General features: G+C 52.2%; 13 protein-coding genes. 4 read left to right on the top strand and 9 right to left on the bottom strand.

What is annotated here, in order from left to right:
• The first annotated feature begins 310 nt into the window (after window positions 1-310).
• On the top strand, window positions 311-2,413 hold the full coding sequence (locus OIK42_RS01995; protein ID WP_273637935.1) for a TonB-dependent receptor: 2,103 nt from the start codon (window positions 311-313) through the stop codon (window positions 2,411-2,413).
• A 92-nt stretch (window positions 2,414-2,505) separates the two neighbouring features.
• Here OIK42_RS01995 and OIK42_RS01990 read toward each other — a convergent pair whose 3' ends face one another.
• Genes OIK42_RS01990 through OIK42_RS01980 form a run of 3 tightly spaced genes read right to left on the bottom strand, consistent with a single transcriptional unit; the run spans window position 2,506 to window position 4,237 of the window.
• Entirely contained in the window at window positions 2,506-3,204 is a 699-nt protein-coding gene (locus OIK42_RS01990; protein ID WP_273637933.1) for a DUF799 domain-containing protein, read from the bottom strand.
• A complete protein-coding gene (locus tag OIK42_RS01985) occupies window positions 3,201-3,554 on the bottom strand; it encodes a DUF4810 domain-containing protein (RefSeq protein WP_273637931.1) in 354 nt (117 codons plus the stop codon). Before OIK42_RS01985 ends, OIK42_RS01990 begins: the two co-directional genes overlap by 4 nt.
• On the bottom strand, window positions 3,554-4,237 hold the full coding sequence (locus OIK42_RS01980; protein WP_273637929.1) for a CsgG/HfaB family protein: 684 nt from the start codon (window positions 4,235-4,237) through the stop codon (window positions 3,554-3,556). The genes OIK42_RS01985 and OIK42_RS01980 overlap by 1 nt, the downstream gene beginning before the upstream one ends.
• A gap of 272 nt (window positions 4,238-4,509) precedes the next feature.
• Here OIK42_RS01980 and OIK42_RS01975 point away from each other — a divergent pair, with 272 nt between their 5' ends.
• Window positions 4,510-4,698: an oxidoreductase-like domain-containing protein gene (locus OIK42_RS01975; protein ID WP_273637927.1), complete on the top strand. Its 189-nt coding sequence runs from the start codon at window positions 4,510-4,512 to the stop codon at window positions 4,696-4,698.
• Window positions 4,699-4,765: 67 nt separating this feature from the next.
• Here OIK42_RS01975 and OIK42_RS01970 read toward each other — a convergent pair whose 3' ends face one another.
• From OIK42_RS01970 to OIK42_RS01960, 3 genes are all read right to left on the bottom strand, one after another.
• Entirely contained in the window at window positions 4,766-8,320 is a 3,555-nt protein-coding gene (locus OIK42_RS01970) for an ABC transporter permease/M1 family aminopeptidase (protein WP_273637926.1), read from the bottom strand.
• Between the two features lie 11 nt (window positions 8,321-8,331).
• Entirely contained in the window at window positions 8,332-9,219 is an 888-nt protein-coding gene (locus tag OIK42_RS01965; protein WP_273637924.1) for an ABC transporter ATP-binding protein, read from the bottom strand.
• A 109-nt stretch (window positions 9,220-9,328) separates the two neighbouring features.
• A complete protein-coding gene (locus OIK42_RS01960) occupies window positions 9,329-10,171 on the bottom strand; it encodes a class II glutamine amidotransferase (protein ID WP_273637922.1) in 843 nt (280 codons plus the stop codon).
• 191 nt (window positions 10,172-10,362) lie between these two features.
• On the opposite strand from OIK42_RS01960, the gene OIK42_RS01955 reads away from it, so the two are divergent.
• Together OIK42_RS01955 and OIK42_RS01950 are read left to right on the top strand one after the other, a co-directional pair.
• Entirely contained in the window at window positions 10,363-11,253 is an 891-nt protein-coding gene (locus tag OIK42_RS01955; protein ID WP_273637920.1) for a tetratricopeptide repeat protein, read from the top strand.
• A gap of 90 nt (window positions 11,254-11,343) precedes the next feature.
• Window positions 11,344-12,195, top strand: a complete 852-nt coding sequence (locus OIK42_RS01950) for a DNA ligase (RefSeq protein ID WP_273637919.1) — start codon at window positions 11,344-11,346, stop codon at window positions 12,193-12,195.
• A 53-nt stretch (window positions 12,196-12,248) separates the two neighbouring features.
• Here the strand turns inward: OIK42_RS01950 and OIK42_RS01945 are convergent, their stop codons facing one another.
• The 3 genes from OIK42_RS01945 to OIK42_RS01935 are packed head-to-tail and all read right to left on the bottom strand — an operon-like array spanning window position 12,249 to window position 15,380.
• Window positions 12,249-12,995: a gluconate 2-dehydrogenase subunit 3 family protein gene (locus OIK42_RS01945; protein WP_273637917.1), complete on the bottom strand. Its 747-nt coding sequence runs from the start codon at window positions 12,993-12,995 to the stop codon at window positions 12,249-12,251.
• A gap of 1 nt (window position 12,996) precedes the next feature.
• A complete protein-coding gene (locus tag OIK42_RS01940) occupies window positions 12,997-14,676 on the bottom strand; it encodes a GMC family oxidoreductase (protein ID WP_273637915.1) in 1,680 nt (559 codons plus the stop codon).
• A complete protein-coding gene (locus OIK42_RS01935) occupies window positions 14,676-15,380 on the bottom strand; it encodes a 3-keto-disaccharide hydrolase (RefSeq protein WP_273637913.1) in 705 nt (234 codons plus the stop codon). The genes OIK42_RS01940 and OIK42_RS01935 overlap by 1 nt, the downstream gene beginning before the upstream one ends.
• Window positions 15,381-15,702 lie beyond the last annotated feature (322 nt).

Raw genomic sequence — 15,702 nt, 5'->3', positions numbered from 1 at the left:
CGAAAAGGCCTTCCCGCCACCGCGTTTCCGTCAGCGCTTATCGCAGTGTCGGCGCTTTGCAGCTCCCACAAACCAATGCGGTGGGATTGATCCCATCAGCGCGCTGTTTCGTTATAGCTGCAAGGCATACGGGTATTGCATAGCCACTGGTATTACGTACAATCGGCTGCAATACAACGGCAGCCCTTGGTGCAGCAACACATCTCTCCCGCACTATGTGTTAACAGCCGCTGACACGGGTGGTCATCACTCGGGGTTTGCGGCAGTGCACAAAGCCGGGCACTCAATATTGACTTATCAGGTTGAAGTTATGACTTATCAGCGAACACTCGCTACGCTTTCGATTTTCTCTTTGTTCAGCAGCTTACTGTTACTGGCGCTTCCAGCCAGAGGCCAATCTAACGACGACACCGTACCTGACAACATTGAGCGGATCACAACGACCGGCTCCCGTACCGGTACCGATAACCAAAATGCGCCGCTGGTGATCAGTGCGGTCAGTCGCGACGAACTGGCTTTGCTTTCGCCCACCCATATTGAGGAAGCCCTCAAGTTTATTGCCGGTGCTCAGGTGCAACGGGGTAACGGTCAGGAATACTTACCGGCCTTACGCTCACAGGTGTTTACCGGTGCCGGGGCCTGCGGGGGGCTGTTAACCGCCGAAGATGGTATACCGCTGCGCGCAGCCGGTTTTTGTAATATCAACGAGCTGTTTGAGGCCCATTCTGAAATGGCAGCGCAAATTGAGGTGCTCAAAGGCCCGGGCTCGGCCCTGTATGGCTCTAATGCCGTGCACGGGGTGATAAACGTCATTACCCCTGATACCACCTTGGGTGGCGGTATGGCAGGAGTTGATTACGGCTCTTACGGCTATAGCCGCTATAAGCTTCGCGCCGGGCACAATTATGGCGATGGCGGCGTGGGTATCAACACCAGTATTACCCGCGACACCGGCTATCGCGAGCAGGAAGGTGTTGATCAGGAAAAGATTAATCTCAGGCATCAGCATACCTGGGACGACGTCAGCCTCACCACCGGCCTGACCTATACCAATCTCGATCAGGAAACCGCCGGCTACATTACCGGCCTGAACGCCTATAAAGATCCCGTACTCGCGCGCAGCAATGAAAACCCCGAAGCGTTTCGCAAGGCCAGCGCATTACGCATCTGGTCGCGCCTGCAGTGGCAACTGAACAACGGCGATACCGTCTCTGTAACGCCCTATGTTCGGGATCAGGATATGCAGTTTTTAATGCATTTTTTGCCGGGCACACCACTTGAGGAAAACACGCAACAAGGCGCAGGCGTACAATCGTTGTGGGCGCACGCCATTTCCGACACGCTGACACTCAATACCGGTGTGGATATCGAGTTTACCGAAGGCACTTTATTGCAATCGCAGGATGGTCCCACTGAGGGCTCAGCGTTTCTGACCGAAACCATCCCTGCCGGCAAACACTACGATTACACCGTAGACGCCAGTCTGTATGCCGGTTTTGCTGAGCTTGAATGGCAACAACAGAAATGGCTGGTATCAGCCGGTATTCGCTACGAATACATGGGCTACGACTATACCAATAATATGAACAGCGGCCGACTGCGTGAAGACGGCAGCGAGTGCGGTTTCGGCGGCTGTCGATACAGTCGCCCGCCCAGTGGCGACAACAGTTTCACCAATGCTTCGCCCAAATTAGGGGCCACCTATATCTATTCAGACACCACCCGCTGGTATGCCAATTACTCTTTGGGTTACCGCGCGCCCCAGGCTACTGAACTCTACCGCCTGCAACGCGCTCAGCAGGTTGCCGATCTGGCCTCCGAAAAAGCCCGCAACCTCGAAGTGGGTATTAAAGGCGATTACCCGTCTGTGCGTTATACGGTGTCGGCTTACACCATGGATAAAGACAATTTTATCTTCAGAGACAGTGATTTCTTTTACGTCAACGATGGTAAAACCCGCCACACAGGGATTGAGCTGGAGCTTGACTGGCAGCTCAGCGAACACTGGGATATCGCGGTGGCCGCCACGGCAGCGCGCCATACCTATGAGTTTGACCGGGTACTTAACGACGTCAATATCAACGGCAACGACATCGACACGGCGCCACGGGTTATTGCCGATGTACGCCTGGGTTATCAACTGGCCGACACGACGCGAGTTGAACTTGAATGGAACCGGGTGGACGATTACTACACCGATCCGGAAAACCTGCATCGTTACGAAGGCCATGAACTGGTAAATATCAGAGCCTCATGGCAGGTTACGCCACAATTAACAATGTTCGCCCGGGTGAATAACGCGCTTGATACCGCTTATGCTGAGCGCGCCGACTTTACCTCATTTGGCGGCGACCGCTACTTTCCCGGCCGGCCGCGTAATTACCTGCTGAGCCTGACGTATCGCTGGTTTTAACGGCCGATGGGAATAACCATCAAACCGGCGCAGGCTTTACCAACACCAGGCGTGCGCTAACGCAGCGCCTGGTGATTATTGCGCCCCGAGCGTCATTGCCCACTGATCGGTGTTGCGCTGTGCGCCTCGGTTTGCGGCATCAGTTGATACTGCGGTGAACGCGGGCCTGGCAGTAAGCCGTCACGCGCGGTGGGCGATAACAGCCGCCCGGTGGCAATAGCGGCCACATCAAAACCACGGTCCGAAACAGTTTCGATAATCTGCGTAATGGCCGCCTCTACCAGCATACCCAGCATACCGCCGCCCGAATTACCGCGGTTTTCACCGCTCGACGCACTGGCAGCGCCCTGCCATAGCAACTGACCACTGCGCAGATCAATCAGGCGGGCCTCAATTGATACCACGGTGTCACTGGCCAGCACAGCGTAGGTGGTGCCGTAATCCGTGATGGTAATATACATACCCGCATCGGCGCCAAATATCTCATGCAGCTTAAGCGGCGGGATCGCCTGCGCATCTTCAGCCACGGTCATGCCGTTAGCCATAAAGGTTTGATTGACTACCGCAACCGGAAACACGTAGTAGCCTGCTTCGGCAATGGGTTTGGCAATTTGCGCCATCACGCCATAGGGAGCCACCACCTCTGTGCTTTGGTTTACCGGCGGCAATACCAGTATCGACGCCGGTCGGGCGTTGCGCAGCGCGGTGTAGTCATAGCTCTGTTGCGGACTGCTCGTGCAACCACTTAGCAAAGCCACCGCCACTACTATCATTCCCATCCAACGGCTCATTGCGTGACTCCTTGATTAGCCAACAGAAAATCCATATAAGCTACGGATTCAGGGAACAGTTGTTTTTCGATTTCAAACTGCGCAATGCCGTTTACGCTGTCGCCCTGCTCAAAGTAAAGCATGCCCAAATGGGCATGTATGCCCGGGGCAATGGGGCGGCCAGAATTAGCGGCCTTTTCGATGATGATAGTGAGCGCGTTAATTTGCTCATCAACAGTCACCTCATCACTTTTAAAGTAGTGGTAAACCGATGCAGCGTAATCACCATGATAGTAAATGCGCTGCGGCGTACTCTCGCACGCCGTCAGCAGAAAAACGGCCGCAAAGCCTAATAAGATTTTGATATTCATTAACTTTCAGGCTGCCACTGACCAGTTTCAATACCCGCTACCAAATTATTGATCGCTTCACGAATCGACAACTCAAGTACCTTGCCGTTAAGGGTGGCATCGTAGCCAGCACTGCTGCCAAAGCCGAGCACTTCGCGCTCTGACAAACTGTACTCGCCGGCCCCACTGACCGAATACACCACCGCCGTGGTTTGGGTATCTACGATATTCAGGGTCACCCGCGAATAGGCAATTTGCGACTTTCCTTTGCCCAATAAACCGAACAATTGCTTATCGCCCTCGGTTTTACGACCAAACTCGGTGACATCACCGGTGATGAGATAGCGGCCGCCAATGACTGACTGGGTTGTGCCGGCGTAACCGGTTTCCTCTGCCAGCTTGTCCATATTGTCTCTGTCGAGCACGGCAAAGCGGTTAGTTTGCTGTAAATTACTGATTAAGATGGTTTTAGCCTGCGAACCCAAACGGTCGACACCATTAGAAAAAATGCCATTCTGAAAGCTCGAACGGTTAACGAAATTGCCTACGACCACCTTGCTTTTTTCACCCGCGTAAGACGTATTGTACGACTCAACTTTGGGCGCCTCGATTACCCGTGAAGATTGCTTGGCGGTACACCCTCCCAACAACAGCACGGCGCTAACCACCAGCGTTAAAGACTTCAACTGCAAACTGTTTTTCATGTCCATATCCTTATTAATACGAGCTTACGCATCATTCACCACATAACGGTCAGTATGACCCTCGCGCTATGATGATGGTTCCGCGGCAATACAATGGCGCGACTATGACACAGCGTAGAATCACTCCGCAACGTAAATTTTGTAAGAAAAAAACTGCGCCTGAGGCCTGGCTTGTATCATTGACGGATGCCAGTTGCGAACGCCCGGCGCGGGCGTCATACTTAGTGGTGTATTGGTCATAACCCAGGCAATCACGCAGCTACGAGGTGCTTATGCAAAAACTTCCTCCCAAGCCCAGGGAGCCGCTCATGGATGACTGTTGCGGTGACGGCTGTTGTCCGTGTATCTGGGATATTTATTACCAAAAAATCACTCAGTGGCGTGAGGTGAAGCAAGCCCTTGAAGAGCAAAACACTAACGATGATTCTAACGAGAACGGGGCGGGTAAAGCCGCGGAGTAAAGCAGGTTTTTTACCGTGCAGATACAGCAAAACCGGGCCTTAACAGGCCCGGTGTTATAATTAGCCGCTATAACGGCTTAACGTTGTCGCCGCTATCGCGGTCGATAAGTTTAATAAAGGGATCAACGCCTGCGTAATAGGGCTTTTCCGGTACGGTGACAGTGATCACGTTTTCGCCGCTGACTATCTGGTGCTTCGCCTTATACAGGATCTGGCTGTCATCGTTAACTTTCGAGGGCTCCACGGTGAAAATGGCAATATCCACCCATTCATCGAGGGGCTGCTCGGTTTCCATGCCTTCACCATCGGCGGCATATTTTGCGCCGTTAACGGTAAGCGTCACCTCATATGCATCGCCAACCGGCTCCGCCGTCACAGCGTCCAACTTGAGATCGTACAAGGTGATTTGCTCAAACAGATCGGCAATAAAGGCTTGCTCATCGGGCGTTGCGACGGCATTGAGTGCCGCCTGTAAATCCAGCGTTGTCGGGTAAGGGTCTGACTTATAGCGGAAGTCAGCCATTAATTGCGCCAGCGCCGCATTGAGGCGTTCCTCACCAAGGCGGTCAAGAATAGACATCATCACGACCGAGCCTTTGCGATAGTGAATATACTGCTGGCTCTCACTGCGCATAAAGGGCATTTCTTCTAATAACTCGCCGCTTCGGCCGCGTAAATAGCGGTCCAGCTCGTACTTAAGAAAACGGCGAATTTGGTTTTCGCCATAGCGGTTTTTAAGCACCATGATGGCACTGTATTGCGACAAACTCTCCGACAGTATTGCACTGCCCTGTACATCTGCAGCACCCAGTTGATGGCCCCACCACTGGTGAGCCACTTCGTGAGCAGTCACATAGTACACATAGTCGATATCTTCCGGATCGCGCAGGTCTGCGATAAAGCCGATGTTTTCAGAGTAAGGCACGGTATTGGCAAAACTCTGGGCAAATGAGCGATAGCCCGGGAACTCTATAATGCGCATTTGCTTATGCTGATACGGGCCAAATTCAGCCGTAAAATAATCCAGCGAGTCCTTCACGCCCTGGATCATCACATCCACATTCCAGGCGTGTTTGGCATCGTAATACACTTCGATATTTACGCCGTTATGGGTATCGCGCTTAACCTCATGTTCAGCAGATAAGAACGAATAAAATGCCACCATCGGTGAATCCATTTTATAGTGGAAATAACGCCGGCCGTCTTCAGTCCATTCTTTTTGCAGATACCCCGGCGCAATGGCTATTTGCTCGGCGGAAGTCGACACTGTGGTTTCAAAGTCGATGAAATCCACGCCCTTGCCGAAGAAGCTTTGCGAGTACTTACTACTGTCTTCTAACTTGGCAGCACGAGGCCGTTCCGGTAAATCACGCTTGCGACGTTCGTGACGGTCACTGATCAGCAGATCGGTTCTGAAACCAAAGACCGGAAACAGTGAATAGTTGTCGATAAAGGTGCCATTTTCGGCCACGGCGACATCAAAGCCGCGATCCTTAAAGCCTTCATGGTCGCGCACCACACTGATACTACCGGCGATTTCTGCTCCGGGCGCCAGTGGCTCGCTGAACTCCAGCCAGGCAGAGCGGTATTCCGGCATAGTTTCAACAATTTGCGCGCCCGGCAAGTCAATCTCCCAGTCAGGCGTATGTTGAGGATAAGACACTAACACGCGCTGAATAGGGGTGTCCTGTTTGTTTTTAACCACAACTTCGGCGGTCGCTTCTATGCGGCGCTGGTGCGGGTAGATATCTACCAACGCATTCACGCTGGTGATCACCGGTATATTGGCCTCTTCAAATTCGACAAACTGACGCTCATACTCGGCGCGGGCATCGAGCCCTTCATCGCGGCCGGTAAACTCATTGAGCACCTTAGTGTTGTAATGAATAAAGCCGCCGGTTGCCAGGAACACCACCACACTGGCAGTGAGCAGGCCTTTACCTGTTTTACCCAGCTGATAGCCCAGCAGTTTAAAGCGGTCTTTCAGCTTGGTTTCCGGTCCGCGTTGCCATAAACCGTAACCGATAACCGACAGCGCCAGGCTTAATGCCCCCCAATACAGCATGTACCAGTTAAAGCCCGTCAGGAACCAGCCATAGCCGTTGAGGTCAGAGTAAAGCACACTCGGTGCTTCGCCGATGGTCCACATATTGTGTTCCACCCCCAACTGATTAAGTACCAGGGTAGAAATTAAATACGCTGACGCAAGCAACATGCCCAGGTATTTATTGGGGCTTAGCACCTGAATAAAGAAAACCAGTACGGTTACCCACATCCAGGGCAACAACTCCACGTAAAAGAGTTCACTGAAATACAGACCCAGTTCCAGATTAGTATAGCCTTTGGTGAGCTGGAAGAAAATGGTAAATACCATGCCTACCGCATACAGTACGGCCAGCACCGCCCACATCGACAATAGCTTGGACACCCAGAACACTGCATTGAACACTGGCGTAGATTCGATAATATCGCCCATGCCACTGCTACGTTCGCGCCATACAATTTCGCCGCTGTAGTAAATCAGCACGATCATCATGGTGAGGCCAAAGTTGTCTACAATGGCACCGGTCATGGTTTGCGTAAGCGGCATATTGTCGGTGCCATACAAGCCACCGTAAGGGACGGCGTATAAGGAGGTCAGGTTGAATATGCTAAACAACACCAGCACAATCATCGCCGGGCTGAACAACACCTGGCGCATCTCAAAGCCTAAGGTGGTGGTAAATTTCTGCCATTGGTAAGCCGCCGATGCCGGGTAATCAATACGGTTACCTACCGGCGCTGGCATTCTCGATGCTTTGCTGGGTTTAACTTTCTTGGTTCCCTGCTGCCACCTAAAAGAAAACAGATTCCCGAATACCACTAAAACCGTGGTGCCAATCGCCAGCCAGATCAGGCGGTTCTGCAGCAGCACGCCCTCCAGTGAGATGGTGGTAACGTTCTTATCAAAAACGGTCCAGTAGCGGCTGATTTCGCCAAAAGTGCGTAGCGCAAATGGGTCGAGTAATGCAGCAATTTCCCGGTATTCAGGTTCACTGGTTAAAGTGCCGCCCACCACATACACAATAAATACGCCAAGCGCAGTGAGGTAGGCCGCCATCATCGAACGCACCCGCTGCGCGAGGGCGTAAAAGATCATGCCCATCGACAAAAAGCCCGGCACGGTAATATAAAAAAAGACGGTCAGGTAGTAGCTTAAGTGCGTTGCGCCAACCCGCTCCGGATCAACCCACGGCATCAGTGAGCCAATCAGAATACCCAGCGGCACTGTGGCGAAAACCATCAGAGTGATCAGCAACGCCCCAAAAAAGCGCCCTAACTGGTACTGCAAGGGGTTAATTGGGCGGGTATAAATTAACTCACTCATTTTAGAGGTGTGATTGCGCGTTGCCGTCCCGGCAATAAAGTTAACCAGTAAAAACAGCGCAAACACGCCCATGATCAGAATCGTCTGGGCAATCGCATAGCTGCCGTTATACAGCACATTACCGCCACCTCCGATGCGCACGCTGTCGGTAGTAGTCGCCAGAAACGGCAGCAGGAAAAATACCATCGCGGTAACAATAAATGACGGCTGACGCAGGTAATAGCGCCATTCAAAACCAAGTGTTTTAAGCAACATAGCAGCGCTCCTTATGCTGCTTTCGCGGCGTTTTTACGTGACTCGTACAAGGTCGAGAAATACACATCCTCAAGGTTCGCCGGTGCGGCTTCAAAGCCCTCAGGGGCCTCATCTGCCATAATGTGTACCACGTGCTTACCGGCAATCAGACGCGAAGAGATCAGGCTGTATTGCTGTTCAATTTCCTTGAGCTCGTCCAGGCTTACCTGCTTGCACCAAATACGCTCTTTAAGTCGGTAGGTAAGTTCAACAGGATTGCCTTCGAGCAGGATCTGCCCTTGTCCCAGTACCGCCATATTGGGGCATAGCTCCGACACATCATCGACAATATGCGTGGACAGAATAATCACTTTTTCTTCGCCTAAACTCACCAGCAGATTATGAAACCGGTTGCGCTCTTCCGGATCGAGACCGGCGGTAGGCTCATCTACTATCAGTAAATCAGGGTCACCAAGCAGCGCCTGGGCAATACCAAAACGCTGACGCATTCCGCCAGAATAGCCACTGACGGCTTTGTCACGATGCTGCCAAAGGTTAGTGTGCACCAACAAACCTTCTACCGCTTCTTTACGCTCAGCTTTATTACTCAAACCTTTCAAAATGGCCAGATGATCAAGCAGTTTTTCGGCACTGATCCGCGGGTAAACACCAAAATCCTGCGGCAGGTACCCCAGCCGTTGGCGTAATTCGTTTGGATTGGCAATAACATCGGTACCATCAAATTCGATACTGCCGGTATCCGGTGATTGCAGTGTGGCAATAGTACGCATAAGTGACGACTTACCCGCGCCATTTGGCCCTAACAGGCCAAACATACCCTTGGGTATGGTTAAATTAATGCCATCGAGAGCACGGACGCCGTTAGAGTACGTTTTGGTGAGTTGATTGATGGTGAGCATAAAGACCAGTCCCTGAATTTATTATTGTGTACTTTTCACCCTACAGGAATTTTCAGTCGTAGCCACTGGCAATTTGTAACAATTTATGGAGCACGGTGTCAGGGTATTCTTATGCCTTTGCATCCACCGGCATACCAGCCGGAGCCGTCATGGTCGCTTCGGCGGCATGCACCGGCACATCTGTTTTGCCACCAGCAATCACCTCGCCGTGCTGCCATAACTTCCACTCACCGCGCTCATAAATATCCCAATCTTCGTCGTGGGTGAGTGGTTCGGTGGCAATAATACTCACCACATCATCAGGTGCCGTCTCGGCGGCAAAATCAATGTTTACCTCGACGTCTTTTAAACACGCCGGACCAAAGGGTGCCCGGCGGGTAATACTGGCCATTTTGGTACTGCAAAAGCTAAACAGCCAATCGCCGTTACTGAGTAAACAGTTAAACACGCCTTGCCGGGCATATTCCTGAGCCAGCGAAACCAATGTATCGGTGAGTTGTGCTGGCATGGCGTCGCGCGGCAGATTTTGCCGTACCTGATTCATGATATCGCAGAACAACTCTTCGCTGTCGGTGTCACCCACTGCTTCGTACATCCCCACCCGCCGGGTAAAATTCGGTATCTGGCCATTATGGGCAAACACCCAGTTACGCCCCCACAGCTCGCGAACAAAAGGGTGGGTATTAGACAGATTAATATTGCCGACGTTGGCCTGACGTATGTGGCATATGGCGGTTTTACTCTTAATTGGCAGTTTGCCAACAAACTCAGCAATAGGTGACGTTGCGCAGGGTTCAACATCGTGGAATAAACGCAAACCCTTGCCCTCGTAAAACGCCACTCCCCAACCATCTTTATGCGGGCCGGTGCCGCCGCCACGACGGGTTAACCCGGTAACGCTAAAACACAGGTCAGTAGGGGTGTTAGCACTCATGCCAAGCAACTCACACATAATTCCATCCACAACAACACTCAAGTAATGGCAAGAATAGACAGTTCGCCGCCGCTATTCAACCAGGGCCGCGGCTAATTCAACGCTACCAGACTCAGCCAGAAGTCACACTTTAAAAAGTGACTTTTGACACTGTTCGCGGCACGGTATTAAGACTAATCTGGTGGAAATCACAAAAAAGGAGTGTGTCTGTGTGTCATCAACGATTAATCATCTTACTGTGTTGTGCGTTGCTTATCTGTTTGCCGGTATTTGCTAACGCCGATATCAACATGCAACTGGCAGAGGTAACAAAGCGGATGGCTGGCGACCTCGACGAAGCTGAGGAGTTAATCGAAGAGGTGATGGCCAGTTATCCGGACAACGCCGCAGCGCATTTTTTGTGTGGCCAGATCATGGGCCAACAAGCCAGCAACGCCATATTCTCAGCCATGAGCTATGCCGGTAAGTCTCTGGACTGCTTTAAAAAAGCCGTTGAACTGGCCCCCGAAAATACCGATTACCGGCTTGGCCTGATGATCTATTATTTGAGTGCTCCCGGTATTGCCGGCGGTGATACTGATTTGGCCTGGGAGCACGCCAGTGCTATTGAGGATCTCGACGCGCTGGCCGGAATTCGCGCCAAGCTGCGCTTTTATCGTCAAACTGAAAATGAGCAGGGATATTCTGAATTGTTGCACGGTGCACAGCGCGCCTACGCTGACCATGCCGAGTTTCACTATTTACTGGGATTACATTTACAGCAGCAAGAGCAGTTTGCCCCGGCGCTGGAGGCGTTTAACCAGGCCGTTGCGGCGAACATAGACGAAGAACAACACTTCCACTTAAGCGCACTGTACCAAATCGGTCGCAATGCTGTTTTCAGTGAACAATTTACTGAACAAGGCACCGCGGCGCTGCAGCGTTTTATAGACATTGGGCCCGACAAACCCAACCTTCCCACCGTGCCCTGGGCGCATTTTCGCTTAGCGCAGCTGTATAAACACAGTAACAATCTTGAAGCGCTCACGCACCACCTGGCCCTTGCCAAAACCAGTGCCGACGACACCCTGCAAAAAAGCATTAAAGCGGCTTTTGACTAGGGTCTGTTGACACCTGAATACCCGCCCTCAGCTCAGTTTTTTGGCATGTAAAAGCCGGTAAACTGTAAGTTTTGAACTGAGGGCAAGGACATGCACTGGCAACTATTACTGGCGCTACTGGTATTGTGGCAACCGCAGGCAGGGGCTACACCACACAATATCGCAACAGGGCCGGTTCAACTGGCCACACGTTATGACCACGACGTTAACCCTGCCCATTATCTGATCAGTGAAAAACTCGATGGTATACGAGCGCGCTGGACAGGCCGGCATCTGCTAACCCGCAACGGCAACCCCATTCACGCACCGGCCTGGTTTACAGATAGCTGGCCAGATGTGGCCATGGATGGAGAGTTGTGGACCAAACGGGGTGACTTTGAACGGATAGCATCAATTGTGCTCAGCGATACACCAGATAAACGCTGGCAGCAGGTATCTATGATGCTGTTCGACCTGCCCAACAGCAAAGCGCCTTTTGTGCGCCGTGTTGCCGCCATCAAGGCCATTGTTGAACACGCCAATAACCCCCACTTGCAGATGATCCCGCAATTTACCCTTAACTCACCACAGGCGCTGGAAGCCAGACTGGATGCCATTACCGCGGCAGGGGGCGAGGGGTTGATGCTGCATCATCGTCAGGCATTGTATAAAGACGGCCGCAGTAACAGTTTGCTTAAAGCTAAGCGGTTTGAAGATGCCGAAGCCAAAGTAATTGCTTACTTACCCGGGAAAGGCAAGTTCTCAGATATGATGGGGTCGTTATTGGTGCAAACCCCGGATGGCAGAGAATTTAAACTGGGCAGTGGGTTTAGCTTAAGGCAGCGTCAGCGCCCCCCGGCTATCGGCAGTTGGATAACCTTTAAATATTATGGCTTAACCCAAAAGGGCATCCCCCGTTTTGCCAGCTTTTTGCATGTTCGCCCGGCTAAGGACACACCTTAGCCGGGAGCTCACAAACGCGATGAAAGACTGACGGCAGCGCCAGGGGCGCGCGACTAACCCACTTCGGTGTAGGCGTATTCACTTAAGCCCAGCTGCGCCAGTACGTCATCCAGATGAGCCTTAGCCTCTTCGGTAGGACCCGGGTAATCACCGGATATAGCCACATTCCCCATATAGCCAATTTCGCGACTACCCGGTACCGAACAAAAATACGCGGCTAAAACCAGCTCCCGCAAACGGTTAAAGGCTCTGGCCGGCAACTCATAACCTGCTTCGGCACTATCCTCACCAAAGGCGATGGTATCTAAGATCGCTTTTTGTTGCGCCTCAGTCACCGCTAAAAACGCCTGTTGGTGCTTTATTTGCGCTTCTTCATCGAGCCATATAAGGAGCCGTAAAATACTGTCACGGTCACGCTGTTGACCGCTATAAGGCGCGCTCACCCACTCATCAACCACACTCGGCGCGCCGATACCCAGTGCGCCCGGTTGCGTACCTTCTGCTGGTAATAACACATCACTGATCCGTGACACCAACGCCAGCTGATTGGTGGTTAAGGTTTTGGGCCAGGCCGATGACGGTGGAATAATTAAATTTGGATCCTGACCGTAACCGGGCAGCGAAACAGGCTCAATGGTGAGCGTTGGCCAGTGACCGACGGCAGCAGTCTTACTCACCGGCTTATCTGATTGGCCAATACAGCCAGGCAGAGTGGCGCTGGCGACCATCATCGCAAATAACTTTAATGACTGACGACGAGACAGGGAAATCTGTTCAGTGGACGGTAATGGTGTTTTCATTTTACAACGCTCCCTGTTGAAGTTGACCAGCCAGCCAGTTGGCATTGCGCATGGCCAGAGTCAAAATAGTCAGTGTGCAGTTTTTGTGCGGGTTCGACGCAAATACACCACCGTCCATGACAAATAAATTAGGACAATCCCAGGTTTGCCCCCACTGGTTGGTCACCGAATCTTCTTTTGACTCGCCCATTCGCGTGGTGCCCACTTCGTGAATAATTTGCCCGCCTTTAGCGATAGCTTGCTCAGGCGGCGGTAGCTCACCGACGTCAGCGCCCATGGTTTCCAGCAACGTTTTAGCGGTCATTAATCCGTGCGCGACCTGATTGAGCTCATGTTCAGACCACTGCCAGTGAAAACGGGCAACCGGTATGCCCCATTTGTCGGTTACTGTGGGATCAATATCCATATAACAATGTTCATTGGGCAGCATTTCACCGCGTAGCGCAAAGTATACCGACGCACCATAGTTAGCGATGGCCTCTTTTTTGAGATCGCTGCCGTAGCCTTTAAAGTCACCCGACACGCTAGCACCAGGCTCTTTGAAACCACTGCCGATTTCCAGGTGGTAGCCTCGGGGAAAGTCGAGTTCTCCGGCTGCCTGGGCAGCATGGCCCCACCAGGGAATAAACAAATGATTAGCGGTATGGCCATCTTCGTTATAACGCGGACGGTTTTTAAGCGCGGGGATCGTCGCACCAAGACCAGCGCCGGTTGAGTCCATCAGATTGCGCCCTACCTGGCCACTGGAATTCGCCAGCCCGTTGGGGTGCTGCGCCGACGATGAGTTCAGCATAATACGGGCTGATTCGCAGGCACTGGCGGCTAAAATAACCACACCCGCACTCACCGACACGGCTTTGGCCGTTTTTTTATCAATATAGGTGACGCCGGTAACTTTGCCAGCGTCATCGGTATTCACCTGTTTAACCATGGCATCGGTAATCACTTCAAGGTTACCGGTTTTCTGTGCCATCGGCAGCAGCGAGGTGGTAGTTTGAAACGCCGCACCGATGGAGCAGCCATGACCACAAGGGGTGGCATAAAAGCATGCCGCGCGGTCATCTTTAGGGCGGGTTAATACTGCGCGGTGCATAGGTACGGCTGCAATGCCATGCTTTTTGGCGGCTGCCGCAATCAGTAACTCAGGCACGCGAGGCACCGGTGGCGGCTGTAACACGCCCTCTGGAGAATCGGGCATATCATCAAGCCCGGTGTTAGTACCGCATACGCCAACCAGCGTTTCAGTTTTATCGTACCAGGGCGCAATATCGTCATACTCAAAAGGCCAGTCGGCGCCCAGCCCATCCCGTGACTTGCCTTTAAAATCATGCTCACTAAAGCGCAGTGAGTAGCGCCCCCAGTGATTAGTTCGGCCGCCCAACATACGCGCCCGCCACCATAAAAACTCTGACTCGTCGTCGGTGGTGTAAGGCTCATCGGGTACCGACCAGCCGCCATCTACGGTGGCATCGTAATAACCAAAGTTTTTATCTGCCGTACTGGTGGCCATCAGCGGCGCATCAGCATTGCGTTTAAACATGGGGGTTTCTGTTTTTGGGTCGTAATCACGGCCTGCTTCGAGCAACAGTACTTTAATGCCGGCTTTGGTCAGTTCATAGGCCGCCATGGCACCGCCCGCGCCTGAGCCAACGATCAGAACCTCATGCTTTGGTGCAGTCATCAGGGTAACTCCTTTATTTTTATATTTTTGAATGACACAAGGTCGCCGTGATCCTGCAAGCCAATATAACCAGACGATTGCTGCGCAAAGCCTTGCCAGTCGGCAAACTTACTGGCCGCCACCAGCTTATCCCAGGTCGAGGAATGCAGCACAATATGAACGGTCATCACCTCGTTTTGCCATACCGACAGCACGTTATCCTGCAAGCGGATGCGTAAACTGTTCCACGTTTCTGCCGGTTTGAAAGCCGCCGAAGGTGCTGCCACTAAATCGTACAACGAACCGGCGCGACGCGAGTCTGTTTTTGCGTCGGCATGCCTTTCATTATCGATAAGCTGAATTTCGGGCGCGTGGGAATAGACGTATTGCCCGGCTTCGTCGGCCAGCACAAACACACCACTGTTACCGCCCTGAGCTATTTTCCAGTCCAGTTTGAGTTCAAACTCATCATACTGCTTGCGGGTGATCAAATCGCCACCACCTTTCCCCGTTAGCGTTAACACGCCGTCTTTTACACGCCATAACGGGCTCACGGTTTGCTTTTGGTAATTGCGCCACTGGGCAAGCGACTCACCATCAAAGAGTAATTCCCAGCCTGCCGACTTCTCTTTGTCGGTGAGGGTATTGTCTGCGGCGATGGCTACATTGCAGTTAAACCAGCACAGCACCAGCATGGCGGATACGGATATTGAGAGCGCTTTCATTTTTTGACCTTCCCTGACGTAGGAGTTTGTTATTGTTAAGCTAATCTGACTATAGCAATACTGTGGCGAATAATGAAGCATGTATAAATTTCACCCACAGCGGCAGTGATGGCCGTACACCGGCCATGAAAAACACCATTAAAAGAGACTGAAAAAAGGTGAAAAAGACTTTAAACGGGCATTAACAGAGCTTTAAAACCAGCGGCTAGCCGCGCCCCCCGAAATGCACACATAGCCTGCGGGTCCTCGGTTTGGCTGTAAATTACAAGTGCTCAATCAGTGATTCCCCAGCACCGCGAAGCGGCGCGTGGGTGTGATTATG

This window comes from Alteromonas gilva (assembly GCF_028595265.1).
GTDB classification, from domain to species: domain Bacteria; phylum Pseudomonadota; class Gammaproteobacteria; order Enterobacterales; family Alteromonadaceae; genus Alteromonas; species Alteromonas gilva.
This window is presented reverse-complemented; position numbering and strand designations above follow the sequence as displayed.